General features: G+C 61.5%; 12 protein-coding genes. 9 read left to right on the top strand and 3 right to left on the bottom strand.

Annotated elements, in window-relative coordinates; genetic code table 11:
* Positions 1 to 25 precede the first annotated feature (25 nt).
* Both QTJ18_RS00185 and QTJ18_RS00180 read left to right on the top strand, forming a co-directional pair.
* Positions 26 to 1,213 (top strand): glycosyltransferase family 2 protein, encoded by a 1,188-nt coding sequence (locus QTJ18_RS00185; RefSeq protein WP_252755436.1) that lies wholly within the window; start codon positions 26 to 28, stop codon positions 1,211 to 1,213.
* The gene (locus tag QTJ18_RS00180) at positions 1,210 to 3,363 is read left to right on the top strand and encodes a DUF6311 domain-containing protein (protein WP_252755437.1); all 2,154 of its coding nucleotides are present in this window, start codon (positions 1,210 to 1,212) and stop codon (positions 3,361 to 3,363) included. Before QTJ18_RS00185 ends, QTJ18_RS00180 begins: the two co-directional genes overlap by 4 nt.
* Positions 3,364 to 3,477: 114 nt before the next feature.
* On the opposite strand, the gene QTJ18_RS00175 is transcribed toward QTJ18_RS00180, so the two are convergent.
* Positions 3,478 to 3,960, bottom strand: coding sequence for an NUDIX domain-containing protein (locus QTJ18_RS00175; RefSeq protein ID WP_252755438.1), 483 nt, complete (start codon positions 3,958 to 3,960; stop codon positions 3,478 to 3,480).
* A 116-nt stretch (positions 3,961 to 4,076) separates the two neighbouring features.
* On the opposite strand from QTJ18_RS00175, the gene QTJ18_RS00170 reads away from it, so the two are divergent.
* The 4 genes from QTJ18_RS00170 to QTJ18_RS00155 all read left to right on the top strand — a co-directional run bounded on the left by QTJ18_RS00170 (position 4,077) and on the right by QTJ18_RS00155 (position 9,796).
* A complete protein-coding gene (locus QTJ18_RS00170; RefSeq protein ID WP_252755439.1) occupies positions 4,077 to 5,225 on the top strand; it encodes a DUF4214 domain-containing protein in 1,149 nt (382 codons plus the stop codon).
* 679 nt (positions 5,226 to 5,904) lie between these two features.
* On the top strand, positions 5,905 to 6,309 hold the full coding sequence (locus QTJ18_RS00165) for a DUF6290 family protein (protein ID WP_252755440.1): 405 nt from the start codon (positions 5,905 to 5,907) through the stop codon (positions 6,307 to 6,309).
* A 3-nt stretch (positions 6,310 to 6,312) separates the two neighbouring features.
* Positions 6,313 to 8,241, top strand: coding sequence for a relaxase/mobilization nuclease domain-containing protein (locus QTJ18_RS00160; RefSeq protein WP_489667283.1), 1,929 nt, complete (start codon positions 6,313 to 6,315; stop codon positions 8,239 to 8,241).
* 181 nt (positions 8,242 to 8,422) lie between these two features.
* Positions 8,423 to 9,796: a glycosyl hydrolase gene (locus QTJ18_RS00155; RefSeq protein WP_252755441.1), complete on the top strand. Its 1,374-nt coding sequence runs from the start codon at positions 8,423 to 8,425 to the stop codon at positions 9,794 to 9,796.
* Positions 9,797 to 10,018: 222 nt separating this feature from the next.
* Here the strand turns inward: QTJ18_RS00155 and QTJ18_RS00150 are convergent, their stop codons facing one another.
* Positions 10,019 to 10,966 carry an NAD-dependent epimerase/dehydratase family protein gene (locus tag QTJ18_RS00150; RefSeq protein WP_252755442.1) on the bottom strand — a complete coding sequence of 316 codons (948 nt, stop codon included), beginning with the start codon at positions 10,964 to 10,966 and terminating at the stop codon, positions 10,019 to 10,021.
* Between the two features lie 112 nt (positions 10,967 to 11,078).
* Positions 11,079 to 12,050: a GDP-mannose 4,6-dehydratase gene (gmd, locus tag QTJ18_RS00145; protein ID WP_252755443.1), complete on the bottom strand. Its 972-nt coding sequence runs from the start codon at positions 12,048 to 12,050 to the stop codon at positions 11,079 to 11,081.
* 359 nt (positions 12,051 to 12,409) lie between these two features.
* On the opposite strand from gmd, the gene QTJ18_RS00140 reads away from it, so the two are divergent.
* From QTJ18_RS00140 to QTJ18_RS00130, 3 genes are all read left to right on the top strand, one after another.
* Positions 12,410 to 14,155 (top strand): type I secretion system permease/ATPase, encoded by a 1,746-nt coding sequence (locus tag QTJ18_RS00140; RefSeq protein ID WP_252755444.1) that lies wholly within the window; start codon positions 12,410 to 12,412, stop codon positions 14,153 to 14,155.
* 116 nt (positions 14,156 to 14,271) lie between these two features.
* Positions 14,272 to 15,591 carry an HlyD family type I secretion periplasmic adaptor subunit gene (locus QTJ18_RS00135; protein WP_252755445.1) on the top strand — a complete coding sequence of 440 codons (1,320 nt, stop codon included), beginning with the start codon at positions 14,272 to 14,274 and terminating at the stop codon, positions 15,589 to 15,591.
* 43 nt (positions 15,592 to 15,634) lie between these two features.
* Positions 15,635 to 16,810, top strand: coding sequence for a glycosyltransferase family 4 protein (locus QTJ18_RS00130; protein ID WP_252755446.1), 1,176 nt, complete (start codon positions 15,635 to 15,637; stop codon positions 16,808 to 16,810).
* Positions 16,811 to 16,876 lie beyond the last annotated feature (66 nt).

Here is a 16,876-nt window from a genome sequence, read left to right as displayed (position 1 = left end):
TGTGGCGCGAGCGCGAGATCTTGCCATGAATGAAGCCCATCCTGCATTCGGCGAGAGAGGATCTCGCTGTGCTCTGGTGTCGATCGTCGTGCCGGTCTTCAACGAGGAGGATGCCGTGGCCCTCTTCGTCGAGACGGTCAGCATGCATTTGCCGGCCGGGATCGATCATGAAATCGTCTTCGTCAATGATGGCAGCCGCGACGATACGCTGGCTGCGCTTCTGGCCCTCCAGGCGCAGAATCCCGTCTTGCGCATCGTCGATCTGAGCCGCAATTTCGGCAAGGAAGCGGCCATGAGCGCCGGGCTGCAGCATGCCAAAGGCGATGCCGTCATCGTCATCGATGTCGATCTGCAGGAGCCGCCCGAACTCATTCCCGCCATGATCGCCAAATGGCAGGAGGGGTTCGACGTGGTCTATGGGCAAAGGGTGTCGCGCGCCAGCGACAGCCCGCTGAAGCGCGTCACCGCCGGCGGTTTCTACACCTGGTTCAACCGCATGGCGGATTTCAAGATCCCGGCCGATGTCGGCGATTTCCGGCTGATGGACCGCGCCGTCGTCGAGACCTTGAACGCGCTTCCCGAACGCGTCCGGTTCATGAAGGGTCTGTTCGCCTGGGTGGGCTTCAAGACCTATGCGCTGGAATTCGAACGGCGCGAACGGCAGGCGGGAACGACCAAGTTCAACTATTGGCGCCTGTGGAATTTCGCGCTGGACGGGATCACCTCCTTTTCCACCTTTCCGCTGCGCATCTGGAGCTATGTCGGCCTTGCCACCGCGGGCCTGTCCTTCCTCTACGGAACCCTCATCATCCTGAAGACGCTGATCCAGGGCGTGGATGTCCCCGGCTATGCATCGCTTTTGACGGTCACGCTCTTCCTCGGCGGCGTGCAACTGATCGGGCTTGGCGTGCTGGGAGAATATCTCGGCCGGGTCTATATCGAGGTGAAGCAGAGACCGCTCTTCGTCGCCAACAAGGTCTATGAGGAACGCCAGGACGGGCAGGCGGCCCGCGGCCAGGGCCGGATGGTCGAACCCGCCTCCGCTACCGCCTCAAATAGAGGTCAGGACGACGGCGGCAACGGGGGGCCCGGCGCAGGCTATGGCGGAAGCCAGGGTGTGGACCAGAATGGAGACCAGAGCGGAGGCCAGAGGGAAGCCCAAAGGGACGCCAAGGACACAGGGCCGGGGGCAAATCAGGATTTCGCATCATGATGCCGGCCGGCCTGGCACCGCATTATGCGAAATTCCGTCAGGTCGCGATCTTCGGCCTGGTCGGTGTCTCGTCCACCGCCGTGCATTACGGCGTGGCGCTTCTTCTGTCGCAGGCCATGCCGCTTGCCTATGCCAATCCGTTCGGCTTCCTGGCGGCCTTTCTCGTTTCCTATCTCGGCCATAGCCATCTGACCTTTGCGGTTGCAGAGGGACAGCGCCGCCATGCCGAGCGCCTGCCGCGCTTCGCGCTGGTGGCTGTCGCCGCCTTTTGCCTCACCCAGGCCATCGTCATGGCGCTGTCGGCCCTGACCGGATTGCCGAACTGGCTGATCCTGGCGATCGCCCTGGTGGTGGTGCCGGTCCTCACCTTCATCGCCGCCAAATTCTGGGTGTTCGGCAGCAAGGCGGCCGCGCCCCGAAGGGCATCCGACCCAACATCCGTCCGCCCGCCCGCTCTCTCGCCGGCGCATTCGGGCACACATCCAGCCACGCATTCGGGCGCGCTTCGAGGCGCGCTTTCATCCGCCGCAACCCCGGCCCTCTCATCCTATGGACTTGCCGCGGGCCTGGCGCTGGCCTTCTTTGCCCTGACCTATCCGCATCCGCTGCAATTCCTGCTCGGCGACAGCGTCTATTTCGAAATCGGCGACATGCCGCAGCATGTGACGGGCTGGCTGTTCTTCGCCAAGGATCAATGGCGCTGGCCGCTTCTGACGACGCAGCTCGTCCATCCGCCGCAGGGCATCCATATCGCGCTGACGGACAGCATCCCGCTGGCGGCCCTGCTGGTGAAGCCGTTTTACGCCTGGCTGCCGGAGAATTTCCAGTATTTCGGCCTCTGGCATCTCATCAACAAGCTGGTCTTGGCCCTGGGAGCCGTTTTTCTCCTGCGCAGCCTGCAGCAGAAAAGCCTTGTTCTTGCTCTTGCCGCCGCCTGCCTTGCCCTTTTATGGCCGGCCTCGCTTGCCCGCCTGACGCATACGGCGCTCGCCACCCATGGCCTGCTGCTGGTGGCGCTCGGCCTTTACTTTCGCAGCGTCGCAACAGCCGGCGCGCTTCACCGTCACAGCCTGGCCTTTGCCGCTCTCAACAGCGCGCTTCTGCTGATCCATCCCTATCTTCTGGCCATGTCCTTTGCGATCACGCTTGCCGCGGCCGCCGATTGTGGGCTGCAGCGCCGCCAGGCGCTCGGCGCGATCGAAATGGCGCTGTCGAGCCTCGTCGCGGTGGGCGGCCTTGCCCTCCTGCTCGGCTATGGCGGCAGTCAGTCCGATACGGCCGATACCTATCGCATCTTCAGCATGAATCTGTTGAGCCCGGTCTGCGGCGGAGCCCTGTGTGCGGCCGTCGATGCGACGGGCGGACAATATGAAGGGATGAACTATCTCGGCCTGGGCGGCCTCCTGATCGTGCTCCTGGCGCTTGTGCGCTGGCAGGGCAGGGCGGTGGAGCGCTTTGTCCGGCGCCATCCGGTCTTCCTGCTGATGCTGCTCGGCCTGACGGTCTATGCGCTGTCGAACCAGATTTTCCTCGGCGGCGAGAAGATTGCCAGCTATCCGCTCTTTGCACCCCTGTCGGTCCTGACCAGCATTTTCCGTGCCGCGGGCCGCTTTTTCTGGCCTGTCGGTCTTTCGCTGCTCTTTCTCTCGCTGGTTTATGCCTTCAGGGGACGCAGCATCTGGTTCACCCTGCCAATGCTGATCCTGGCGCTTTGCCTGCAGTGGTTCGACACGCAGCCTCTGCGGCAGGCCAATCTTGCGCTCCTCTCCATGCCGCGCCCCTTCGACTATAGCGGCTGGAACAGCCTGGCCATCGACCGGATCGACATTGATCGGCCCTATGGCTGCGACGCGACGATCGAGAACATGAAATATCTCTATTTCCAGATCGTCGCGGCGCGAAAGGGGATCGCCATCAACACCGCCTATCTGGCCCGGGCGCAGAATGACTGTCGGCAGGAGACAGGCGCCGATCGCCTGGAGCCGGGCGTTCTGTCGGTCTTTCTCGATCCGCCGCCGGCCGGGCCGCTGGCCGATGCGATTGCCACAGGCCTTGCCACCGGCTCCTGTTTTCGGTGGAGCTATTGGAAGACCATCCTGTGTCTCAAGGGGGCAAGGCCGCAGGACTGGCAGGCGCTTCGCCTGCCCTGAGGGCCGGGATCTGGGTGCAGGCGCTCGAAAAGCGATCAGGAAGCGCTGAGGACATGCCCAGGACGTGCCGAGGACGCGTATTGAAGCGCCCTGAGCCCAAGCGCATTGCCGGCGCTACCAGTCGCGCGCCGAAAAGCCCCCGGTCGCCCATTCGGTGATCCGCCGATGGGCGGCAGGATCGAGATCCGCCGGCAGGCTGTCGAGGCCGAAGAAACGGCTTTCGACAATTTCCAGCGTGCCGGTGAAATCGGTCTCCTGGGCAACGCTGACCGTATAGAAGACCACGTGTTCGCGGCTCAGCCTGTCGGATTTGAGATAGATCTGGCGCAGCACAGGACGGTCGAGCGGCATGAGATGTCCCTCCTCGCGCAATTCCGCCAGAAGCGCCTCCTCGCTGCTCATGCCATTGTCTATGCCGCCGCCCGGCAGGTGCCAACCGGGCGTATAGCTGTGGCGCACCAGATAGACGTCCTTGCCGTCGCGGGTGCAGATTGCCCGCACCGACAGGACCTTGCCGCTGAAAAGCGCATAGCGCAGCAGGAGGATGTGCGAGAATATTCGACTTAATGCGGAAGCGAGATGCAATTTCATCGGCATTTGGTATCGTAACTTGGCGGGTGATGCATCTTGCTATGTGGGGTCGACGATCACTGACAGGTTTGCGGCAAGGTTTGTGGCCAGGATTGTGGCCAAGAGAATTCGGGGGAATTGAAATGGCATCTTATGTCTTGTCCGGACCGAAATGGGGAAATCCGAGCTATGGAACCTCCGGCGGCCAGATCTTCTGGAGCTTTGCCGGCCGCAGCTGGGGCGGCTATGCCTTCCAGCCTCTGGCCGATCCCACCTTCCAGCAACTGGTGCGGGACGCCTTTGCCGCCTGGGAGACGGTGGCCGATATCGATTTCGTCGAGATCGCCGATGGGACATCGGCCAATATCCGCGTCGGCTGGGACGCCATCGACGGCGCCGGGCAGACCCTGGGCGAGGCCAGCTGGCAGGCAAGCTCGTTGAACGGCATCAGCTACTCGATCAGCGGCGCGGAGATCCGCTTCGACCTGGCGGAAAGCTGGTCGTCGAGCAAGACCGTGCTGGGCGCTACGCAGTCGAATTTCTACACGACGGCGGTGCATGAAATCGGCCATGCCATCGGGCTTGGCCATCCCGACGACAAGACCCAGATCATGTATGCCTTCGCCAATGACCAGCTGACGCTGAACACCGGCGATATTGCCGGCGCTCAGGCTCTGTATGGCGCGGCGAAGAAGACGGCGGCAACCGCCGGCAATGATGTCTTCGTCCTGTCGGCCGGCAATGACGTGATCGACGGCCTGGCCGGAACCGATACCGCCGTCTTTTCTGTCGGCCGCGCCGCCGTCACCATTGCCAAGGCCGGCGCCACCGTGACGGTGACGGGGCAGGGGACCGACCAGCTGACCAATATCGAGCGGCTGCAATTTTCCGATGGCACTCTGGCCTTCGATACCAGCGGCAATGCCGGGCAGGTCTACCGCCTCTACAAGGCGGCCCTCGACCGGGTTCCGGATGGTCCCGGCCTCGGCTTTTGGATCAAGCAGATCGATGCCGGCAAGGGCGATCTTATCTGGATGTCGGCCAATTTCATCGATTCACAGGAGTTCCGCTCCACCTATGGCACGCCGCAGACGGTGACCAATACGGCCTTTATCAGCCTGGTATACAAAAATGTGCTTGGCCGCGCGCCCGATTCCGACGGCTTCGGCTTCTGGGACGCCAAGCTCTCGACCGGCTATCAGCGCGAAAGACTGATGGCCGATTTCTCCGAAAGCGCGGAAAACCAGGCCAATGTCGCCGCCGCCATCAAGGACGGCATCTGGTATGTCTGAGGCACGGGCTGAAGGATCAGCCTGGGTGCGTAATTCATCCAAGTTGTGAGGCTATCACGTCTTGGGCAAAAGAATTTCTTTTGCTGGTGCCTCGTCTTTCCAAGGCGATCATTATTCGTCTCTCACATTACCGAGATCCATGACATGGGCAGGTAGGTGTGGAGTTGCACCTACGTTGATGCGGCAGCAGACCACTCCAACTGCTTCGTTGTTAAGATCTTCACATCGAAGCAAATCTAACATGTGAACACAAGCAGGTTAAGATCAAAACATACGTGTGAACGCACGCTTTAGGACATCTATCAAACCACACGAGTTAGTCGTGTGGTTTAGCCGAGTGCTCAGGTCGAGTGGTGAACCCCGGAGCCGCGTGAGGCCGTCTTTGGCGCTCGCACGGAGGGCGCAAGGGCGAAGAGCGAAGCGTCCCTTGCGCCTGAGTACGAGGGACAGACAAAGGCCTTCAGAAGCGGTTTGGCGGTGAACCCTGGTGAGCGTTCCAACGGAAAGGGTGCGAAGCGAAGCGGAGCGGAGCCAGTCGAGAGGTGAAATTTGGTTGAAATTGGGGGATAGTGCTTTAGGTTTAGAGTGGCAGGATACGCAAAAATGTTTTACATTTTGCATCACGATCGTGGGACAAGCCCACGATGACGGTCGCAAGGCTCCGGGAAGGCTTAATTGATTGACGAGTAAAGACACGATCGAAGTGCCGACAGCCAAGCAACGCAAGGGGCGTCTCATCAACGTCCGCGTCAGCGATGCAGAGCATTCGGCTATCGAAGAAGCGGCCAAGTCGGCCGGTATGAGTGTGTCTGCTTTTTTCCGTTCTCTGCTCCTCGAGGGTGCTGGCGTTCGACCTATTCTGACTGCGGAAGACAGGTTGATCATGGCCGCATTGCTCGAAGACATGCGGATGATCGGCATCAATTTGAATCAGGTCGCCCGCTCCCTGAATGCAGGAAAGAGTGTCCATCCCTCAGAGCTGGACATCAACCTTGGCAACGTCCAGCGGATTCAGGCGGCCGTAATGAGTGAGCTGCGGACATTTTCGCGCCGTGCCGGGCATGAGCGCCGAGGCGAGGTGTAGGCCGTGGAGTTCTTTTTCGGCACGTTCACAAGCGAATGGGAGCAAAGGCGCGCGGCGCTATTGCACGAAATGACGCTTGGCGGCCGTCGGAGCGCTGTCGAGGAAGAGCTTGAGAAGAGACTGAAGAATCTGCAGCACCAGGTTGGGATGTCGAAACGGGGCTCAGGATCTAGGGGAGGCCTGAGGACTTCGGCATTCAACGTGTCATCCCCTTCGAGTTCGGTCGCTGCCGGTTCGGGTGCTATGCGATCAATGGATGTTCGTCTTGCGAGCGTTGCCAAAGGAAGCCAGCCAGCAGTTGTCAAACTGGCTTCCTACGGTGGTGGCGCCCGCGTCGGCTCGATGCTCAACTATGTTTCCAGAGGGGGGGAGCTGAAGGTTGAGAACGAGAACGGCGAGACGTTGCGTGGCCGTGAGGAGCTGGCGCGTCTCCGTGGCGATTGGGATCACCTTTTCCAAAACAGGACCGAGAGCCGCGATATCGGCGCGTTTAGCGTCGAGGTGAGCGTTTCCGGCGGCTCGAACCCGCATGAGATGGTGCGGGACATTCTCAGCAGTGGCTTTGGTGATCGACGCTACGCTTACTCTGTCGAAACCCGAAACAATGGATCGCTGAAGGTCGAGGGCTATGTCGTGCTGCGCAGCGGGCAGGGCGAGCGGCTGACGGCTGACGCGAAGGCGGCCGCCATCGTTCAGGAGCGTTTCAACGCCAGCGCCGTTGCGAAAGAGGCCCCTGCGGCTTTCTCGTTCACAGGCTATGGCAACGGCGTGGAATATGGCGCTGCCAAGTTGCGAGACCTGATCGCGCAGCGGAACGACGTTCGAGACGATCAGGGACGTTCGATTGCCGATGACAAGGCTGCGGGCGACCTGGTGCAAAAGGAATGGCGGGATGAGCTGCACAGCCGCAAGAGCCGTGACGTGATGCACGTGATCATGTCGGCGCGTGCCGGCACGGATGCTGTCGCGTTCGAAGGAGCTGTTCGCGACTTCCTGGCTGAGCAGTTTGCGGGCCACGGTTATGTATTCGCTATGCACGATCCGGAGAACGATCCGAAAGAAGCAGGGGAGGGGGGCAAGCGGCCGCATGTTCATGCCCATGCCATCGTGACGATGCGGTCGGAATCGGGCGATCGGATCGAGACGACTCCGGCCACCTTCCGGCAATGGCGGGAGGTCATGGCCGAGAAGGCGCGTGACCACGGCATCGATATGGAAATGACCGATCGGCGAGAGTTCGCCACGCCGCCAGCCTTCATGCGAAATCAGGTTCGCGCCGTCAAGCATGACGGTCGAACCGAGCATGTAGGCACCAGCGAGCCGGCACAGGCGCGATATGACGCAAAGCGAGCTGGTCGGCGCGTGGTGGCGACGAGCCAGAGAAGCCGCCAGTACATTCTAAATGCTCAGGAGACATGGCAGAAGATTGCAGTCAACGCCGGCGACACAGTGGTTGCGGCCTATGCCGCTCAGCATCGCTCCTATCTCGAAAGCGGCCTTGCCCAGGTGGATCAATCGCCTGCTGGTGCCGTCATTCATGCGGATTTTGGCCGTGATTACCGCTCTAATATGGTCGCAATCAGAGACATGTTGTCGGAGGCAAAGGACATGCGCGAGCAGACACGCCCAGAGTTCGAAGCGTACGAAAAGACGGTTGAAACGGCACTATTCAACCTTCAGCGCAGCGCTGGTCCAGAGGACCGGTCAGGCTTCGAAGAAGTTTCCTCCCTCGCTCGCGAGATCGTCGATCTGCGCAGGCAGATGCTCGAAATGAGTGAACTACAGCGTTCGGAAGAGCCCAATAAGGATGCAACACGGCCTACCGATAGCACGAAAGCAAATGCCGCACAGCAGGGTGTTTCCCGTCTCCACCAACTGGAACGTGAAAGAAGTGAACAGAGGGAGCATAATCAAGACGACCGTGATCGCTGAAATCTCATGCAAATCCGTCGCAAATTGGGAAGCCTTCAATACTTTATGGCTTGCAAGTTAGGTCCTGCCATTCCTGTGCTGAACTCTTCAAATAAGTGTAGCTTTACAAATAGAAGACCCAGTGCAGACGGAAACGAGCCGGACCTTTTGCCAAAAATCTTATTGAGGAGAGAAGATCGCTATGGCGAGATGGAAGGAAGCCCTGGCGGCTGGCTTGTGGTCACGCGTAAGCCTTGCGGGCATGGTCGTTACAATGCTCTGGCTTGTCGCGCGCCCGGCGACCGCCGAGGCGGTGTTCGCCAGGCCGACCGCCGCATTCCTTGACAGTATCGGCGTCGTTTCGACCTTCGAGGATCGTGGACAGCCTGATGCCGAAACGCTCGCAATGGTTCGCTATGGCGGTTTCCGCTGGCTGCGGGGCGGGATCGAAGGCCTGACGGAAAAAGGCCCTCTCCGGATCGACAGCTTTCTGCGGCTGCACCGCGAAGCCGGGGTCAAGATCAGCTGGGGCCTTGTCAGCGGCAGCGCGGATCTCGATCGGCTCCTGTCGACCGGGCGCATCCTGGCGAAGGCGGGTGCGCTTCTCGCCTTCGAGGGCAATAACGAGCCGAACAACTGGCCGGTGACCTATCGGGGCGAAAAGGGCGGCGGCCGGTTCTCCTGGCTGCCGGTGGCCAAGCTTCATGCCGACCTCTACCGGGCGGTCAAGGCGGATCCCCTGCTCAAGTCATATCCGGTCTGGTCGGTGAGCGAGCCCGGGGCGCAGACGGACAATGCCGGCCTGCAATTTCTCGAAATTCCACAGGGCGCGGGGACTTTGATGCCGGCCGGGACCCGGTTTGCCGATTACGCCAATGTGCATAATTACCTCTATCATCCGAGCGTGCCGGAACCGGCCGACAACAAGGCCTGGAATGCTGCCGATCCGACCAGCGCCTCCCTGGTCGATGGTCTTTACGGAAACTTCGGAAGAACCTGGGCCAAGCAGTATCAAGGCTATTCGGAAGAGGCGTTGAAGGACCTGCCGCGCGTCACGACCGAGACCGGGGCGACGATAGGCGGTGCGGTGGACGAGCGGATGCACGGGCTGAACCTGGTCAATCTCTATCTGTCGCAATTTGCCAGAGGCTACAGCTATACCTCCGTCTATATCCTGCGCGACCGCACCGACGAACAGGGAAATCAGACCTTCGGCTTCTTCCGGCCGGACTACAGCCCGAGGCTTGCGGCCCATTACCTGCACAATCTGAGCCGGATCCTCGCCGATCCCGCGCGCCGCCCGTCGCCCGGCCGGCTGGATTACGAGATCGGCCCGAAACCGGAGACGGTGCATGATCTGCTCTTGCAGCACAGCGACGGCACGTTCCACCTCGTCATATGGGGCGAGGCGCTGGCAGGATCGAGCCGCGTGCAGGTCCGGTTGGCCGATCGCGTGCGGCGGGCGGATCTTTTCGACGTGACGAGCGGCACATCCGCGATCGCGTCCTTTCAGGACACGAGGCAGATGGAGCTTACCGTGAGCGATCACCCCCTGGTGCTGAAACTGGCCTTCTGAGGACCGTGCGCGTCTTGCGCTGCAGCGGCCGGATCTCTTCGGGTACGGGGTATCATACCAAATGTCGATGATAGGAACCCATTGCGTGGGACCGGAGGCCTTCATCCGACGTGGGACGCAGACCGTAGAGCGATGCTCCCGCATCGGTCGAGGATTTAGACAAAGCCGGCGAAGGAAAAAAATCGCTTCGGCGCAATCAGTTCCTATCATCGACATTTGGTATTACGCATCGACGGCCTCGAGCGCTGCCCGCTGCGCATCGAGCACCGCCTGCAGCGTCTCGTCCAGCGAAAAAGACGCAGACCAAACCAGATCCGCCTGCAGGGCCGACGGATCGCCGGAAGCGGTTTCAACCGTATTGGCAACATAGCGGGCGGGATCGACGGCCACGGTGATCTTGCTGTTCGAGCGGGCCAGCAATCCGTTCAGCAGGCTTTCGATGGAGACCGGCCGGCCGGTGGAGATATTGTAGCAATGGCGGGCGGGTGCGGAACTGCGGGCGGCCAATAGATAGGCCTCGGCGACATCCTGCACGTGGAGGAAATCCCGGCGCGCCGCGAGATTGCCCACCTGGAGCACCGGCTCCTGCAGGCCCTTTTCGATCCGGGCCACCTGCCTGGCAAAGGCCGGCACAACGTAATCGGGCGTCTGCTGGGGACCGGTATGGTTGAAGGGCCGGAAGACGACGACGTCAAATCCGTCCTGCACCATCTGGCGCAGCATGATATCGGCGGCGGCCTTGGTGGCACCATAGGCGCTCATGGGTTCCAGCGCGGCCTCTTCGAGGATCGGCTCGGCATATCTGTTGAAGGCATTGCCATAGGCCTCCGAACTGCCGGACCAGATCAGCCGGGCGGCGGGCGTCCGGCGTCGCATGGCGGTCGCGACATGCAGCGTGCCCAGGACATTGACCATCCAGGCCTGGCTCTGGTCTTTCTGCGCCTGGCGCGGTGCAGCAATGGCGGCAAGATGGAGGACCGCATCGGCCTGTGCCCGGTCAATGGCCCGCTCGACCGCCGCCGCATCGCGGATATCCGGCCGCAGATGCGTCTCCGGATCGATGAAATCGACGGGATCGAACCCGTCGGGATAATGGCTTGCGACCCGATCCATGACCGCGCGACCGACGAAACCCTGTGCTCCGGTGATCAGAAGGCGGCGTTTCGTCATCGCGGAAGCTCCTCTAGGGTCAAAACTCAATCAGGTTTCGGGCGCGGCGCGCAGCCTGGAGGAGCTGGGCGGGACGCCCCCCCGGAAGAAAGCGGACAAGGCGCCGAGCCCGTCAGGACAGGCGCTTGAGGTCCGCGTCCACCATTTCCCGGATCAGGTCTTCCATCGGCGTCACCGCTTCCCAGCCGAGCTTGGCCTTGGCCTTGGCGGGGTCGCCGAGAAGAATGTCGACCTCGGCCGGGCGGAAGAGTTTCTCGTCGATGACGAGATGGTCGTCGATGTTCAGGCCGACATGCTCGAAGGCGATTTCGCACATGGTGCGCACCGTGGAGGTGCGGCCGGTCGCCACCACGTAATCATCGGCCGTGTCCTGCTGCAGCATCAGCCACATGGCTTTGACGTAATCGCGCGCATGGCCCCAGTCGCGCTTGGCGCTGGTATTGCCCAGCCGAAGCTCCTTGGCGAGGCCGAGCTTGATGCGGGCCACGCCGTCGGTCACCTTGCGGGTCACGAATTCAATGCCGCGCAGCGGCGATTCGTGATTGAAGAGAATGCCGCTCGAGGCGTGAATGCCGAAGCTCTCGCGGTAGTTGACGGTGATCCAGTGGCCATAGAGCTTGGCGACCGCATAAGGGGAGCGCGGATAGAAGGGCGTCTGTTCCGACTGGATCGGATGCTGCACCAGGCCGTACATTTCCGAGGAGGAAGCCTGGTAGAACCGGGTATCCGGCTTTACCAGGCGAATGGCCTCGAGCATGTTGGTCACGCCAAGGGCGGTGACCTGGCCGGTCAGGATCGGCTGCTGCCAGGACGAGGCGACGAAGGACTGGGCAGCCAGATTGTAGACTTCGTCCGGCTTGATGCTGGTCACGCTGCGCACGAGGCCCGACAGGTCCTGGAGGTCGCCATCGACGATCTGCACGTCCTTTTCGATCTGCAGCCATTTCAGGCGCGTCAGGTTGACGTCGGCCGTGCTGGAGCGGCGCGCAAGACCCAGGACTTCATATCCTTTCGACAGCAGAAGCTGGGCGAGATAGGCGCCATCCTGGCCTGTGATACCAGTGATCAATGCTTTACGGGTCACGTCATGCTCCTGACTGGTCGAGCAGTATCATCTGCTTCGTCAAACTGCCCATGCGGGCCTACAAAGAGAGTGTCGTCTCGGTGATTTCGGTCACAGCCCTCTAGCCGAAGGTCCAGGGTGGTTCAAGCGCAACCGGCGCAAATAGGCGCCGGATCCTCCGCAATGGGCGCTTCGGGGCGTCGAAGACGCAGCCTCGGGCATTGCCTTTGCATAAAACTTCGCTATGACCCCATAAGATTCCGTCCCAACCGGCTGACTGATATCGCAAATCAGCCACAATGTTGATACGTTGGTCAGGAAATGGCGGTACTATTAGGCGCTGATTTGCCCTGACACAGCAGCGATTGGAAGATAGCTTTATGAAAATAAACCCGTTTCAGCAGGCCCTGACAACCTATCGCACCATTATCGTCGCGACCATGACCTTCAGCGTCGCGATCAACGTGCTGATGTTTGTCAGTCCGCTCTACATGCTGCAGGTTTACGATCGCGTGCTGCACAGCCGCAGCGAGATGACGCTCATCATGCTGACCGTCATTGCTTTGGCCATGCTGGCGCTCTACGGAATACTGGAGTGGATCCGCTCGCGGGTCCTGGTCCGGGCGGGGCTCCGCTTCGACGAGATGATCGCCAAGAGCGTCTTCAGCCGCGTCATCAGCTCGACCCTGAAGCATCCGCAGTCGCGCTCGGAATTCGCGCTGATGGATATCGACCGGCTGCGGGAATTCCTGACCGGCTCCGGCCTGATCGCCCTGTGCGACCTTCCGTGGATGCCGATCTTCCTGGCCGTCTGTTTTCTGTTCCATCCGCTGATCGGCTGGATCGCGCTGATCGGCGCGGCCATCATCTTCGCCATTGCCATCGCCAACGAGTTCATGACGAAGAAGCACCTGTCCCAGGCGACCATGGCCGGGCAGGGCGCCATGCATTTCTCCAATTCCACGCTGCAGAATGTCGAAGTCATCCGTGCGCTCGGCATGGAAGACAGCCTGCGGTCGCGCTGGAGCGTGATGCATCGTGGCATGCTGGAAAGCCAGGCCATTGCCAGCGACCGCTCCGGTGCGCTTCTGTCCATGTCGAAATTCGTGCGCATGGGCCTTCAGACGGTGATCCTCGGCGCCGGCGCCTATCTGGCGCTTGAAGGGGCGATCTCGCCCGGCTCGATCATTGCCGCTTCCATCATGATGGGACGCGCGCTGCAGCCGGTGGACCAGGTGGTCGGCCAGTGGAAGCAGTTTCTCGGTGCGCGCCAGGCCTATGACCGCCTGAACAAGATCTTCGTGGAAATGCCGGAAGACGAGGACAAGCTGCCTTTGCCGGCGCCCTCCGGCACGCTCCTGGTCGAGCAGCTGGCCGTTGCCGCGCCCGGTGCCAAGGCGCCGCTGGTGCATAGCGTGACATTCGGCGTCAATCCCGGCGAGGCCGTGGCCATTGTCGGCCCGAGCGGCGCGGGCAAATCGAGCCTGGTGCGGGCGCTTGTCGGCGTGTGGCCGCCGGCGGCCGGCACGATCCGGATCGACGGCTCCGAACTCCAGCATTGGGATGCCGATTCGCTCGGCCGTCACCTCGGCTATCTTCCGCAGAATGTCGAACTTTTCGCCGGTACGATCGCCGAGAATATTTCCCGCTTCCGCGAGGATGCGACCTCCGAGCAGATCATCGAGGCGGCCAAGCTCGCCAATGTCCACCAGCTCATTCAGAACCTGCCGGATGGCTATGATACCCAGATCGGCGTCGGCGGCCGGCAGCTGTCGGGCGGCCAGCGCCAGCGCGTCGGATTGGCGCGTGCCCTGTTCGGCGAACCCTCCGTCATCGTGCTGGACGAACCCAATGCCAATCTGGACAGCGAGGGCGAAGAGGCCCTCAACCAGGTCATCATCCACCTGAAGGCGATGGGCAAGAGCATCCTGTTCGTCAGCCACAAGATGAGCCTGGTCGCCATGTCGGACAAGACGCTCGTCCTGGCGCAGGGACGCATGCAGGGCTTTGGCGCAACGCGCGACCTTCTGCAGCCCAAGCCTGCCGTGGCGCCGGTCAGTGCGCCGCCGCAGCAGCAGCAGCTGGCGCCGGCCGAGGCTTCTTCGGAGCGCAGCGTCGCATCCTAAGTTTCGCCTTGGATTGGGTTCATGGTGCCGAGGGCCTGCATTGGGCGCCAGGATTGAGAGCCGAGACCCTTGAGAAGTGAAGAACACCGGCGCATGACGGCGCCAGAAGGAAGTCAATGTCCGAGATGACGACATCAAAGCCTGTCACCAAGCGTTCCTTTTCTCCACGGCCCTATATCGCGGCCGGCTATGCATCCGTGTTCCTGGGCTTCGGCGTTTTCGGGACCTGGGCGGCAACCGCACCTTTGGCCAGCGGTGTCGTTGCCCATGGTGTCGTATCCGTCGAGGGCAATCGCAAGACGATCCAGCATCTGGAAGGCGGGATCGTCTCCGATATCGTCATCAAGGAAGGCGATGTCGTCAATCAGGGCGATATTCTGATCAAGCTCGACCCGACCCAGGCCATGGGCAATTATACCGTCTGGAGCACCAAGCTTCTCTATCTGCAGGCTGCCGAGGCCCGTCTTGTGGCGGAAGCCAAGGGTGGCGACCGGATCGAATTCCCCGAGAGCCTGCTGAATAGCCAGCAGCCGGAAGCCAAGGCGGCCATGTCGCTGCAGCAGAACATTCTCGAAACGCGCATGAAGACGCGGGACGGCCAGGTGGCCATTCTGAAGTCGCGCATCGAGCAGCTGTCCAAGGCCACGGACGGTTTGTCGAACCAGCTGAAGGCCATCGACAAGCAGGTCGCCTCGATGAACGAGGAAATGGACCGCATGAACAATGGCCTGAAGAATGGGGCCGTGGCGATCAACCAGCTCTCGCAGATGACGCGTCAGCAGCTGGAAATGCAAAGGGTCAGGGGCGAGGCGGATGTCGATCTGGCGCGGATCCGCGAGACGATCAGCGAAACCGAGCTGCAGATCGTCCAGACCAAGCAGGAATTTGCCGACAAGGCCGTGAGCGAGCACAAGGAAGTCCGCGACCAGATCGAGGAGGTCCGCGAAAGGGCCCGCGTGGCCAAGGACGTGCTGGAGCGCACCACCGTGCGCGCACCGGTTCGCGGCATGGTCCAGAATATCCGGGTCCATACGACCAATGGCGTCATTCGTCCGGCCGAGCAGCTGCTGGATATCGTGCCGCTGGATGACGACCTTCTCGTCAATGCGCAGGTTCGGCCGATCGATATCGACAGTGTCACCTCGGATGCCAAGGTGGAAGTTCGCTTCTCGGCCTTCTCGTCCAAGACGACGCCGGCCATCTACGGCGAAGTGTCGGTGCTCGGCAGGGATGTCATTCAGCCGGAAGGCAATCGCGAAGCCTATTACCAGGCCCTGGTGCGGGTCGATGACCAGAATGTTCCGCCGGAAATCAAGGGTCGCATCGTCGCGGGCATGCCGGTCGACGTGATCATTTCCACCGGCGAGCGCACCTTTGCGCAATATCTGACGAAGCCGCTCATCGATTCCTTCCATAAGAGCATGAAGGAAAAATGATGACGCCGCTCGCCTCAGACGGCCGGCGGAGCTAGCGATCCGCATGGATGTCGTCCTGTCGGTGCAATCGGTCAAATATCCGCTGACGGGTATTGGCCGATATACCTATGAACTTGCCCGCCATCTGCCGCATCTGCCTCTGGTGGAGGCCGTTCGCCTGTATAATGGCGAGCGCTTCCTCGATCATCTGCCCGATGCGCAATCGCTCAGCTCGCAGGCTGCCGAACGGGCCGCCACCGGACCGGTGCAGCGGCTGAAGCGGGTGCTGGCGCGCAATCAGATGGTGGTGGATCTCTACCGTTTCTTGAAATCGCGCAGCGAGACCTCGCCCTTTGCCGGGCTTGAAAACCATATCTATCACGGCACGAATTTCTATGTGCCGCGCTTTCCCGGCGTCTCGGTGATGACCATCCACGACCTGTCGGTCTTCACCATGCCGCATTTCCATCCGCGCGAGCGCGTCTTCTATCTCAGCCGCGAGGTGGAGGAATCGATGAAGCGGGTCAGCCGGATCGTGACGGATTCCGATTACATCAAGGCCGAGATCGTGTCGCATTTCGGCTATGCGCCAGACCGGATCAGCGTTGCGAAACTGGCCTGCGGCGCGGAATTTCGCCCCCGCACGGCGCAGGAGACCGCCGCGACGCTGTCCCTCTACGATCTCGTCCATGGCGGCTATGCCTTTTATGCAGGGACGATCGAGCCGCGCAAGAACCTCGCCAATCTGATCGAGGCCTATGCGGCCCTGCCGCTTGCCGTTCGGCTGCGCCGTCCGCTCGTTTTGTCCGGCTATAAGGGCTGGAACAACGAGGATATTCTGGAGCGCATCGCGCGCGGCCAGCGGGAGGGCTGGATCCGCTATCTCGGCTTCGTCTCCAATGATCATCTGCCGGAACTGCTCGCGGGGGCAGCCCTGTTTGTCTTTCCCTCATGGTATGAAGGGTTCGGCCTGCCGGTGCTGGAGGCCATGGCATCGGGGGTTCCGGTCATGACCTCGCCTGCCTCCTGTCTGCCGGAAGTGGGCGGCGAGGCGGTGCTCTATGCGGCGCCCGACGATATTGACGCGATGACGCGCGGAATCGAACAGGGGCTTTTCGACGAGGCCTGGCGTCAGGGCGCGCAACGGGACGGACTGGCGCGGGCCGCGCAGTTCAGCTGGCAGCGCTGCGCCGAGGAAACCGCCGCGGCCTATCGCCTGGCGCTTGACGGGCGCCTGTAACCGATATGATCCTGCCGGTATCCTTCGGCGCAAAAATCGATTAGAGCATGTCGCGCAAAAGTGTTT

The sequence above is a fragment of the Rhizobium sp. SSA_523 genome (genome assembly GCF_030435705.1).
GTDB lineage: Bacteria > Pseudomonadota > Alphaproteobacteria > Rhizobiales > Rhizobiaceae > Neorhizobium.
The sequence above is the reverse complement of the archived record's forward strand: the minus strand, read 5'-3'. Positions and strand labels throughout refer to the sequence as shown.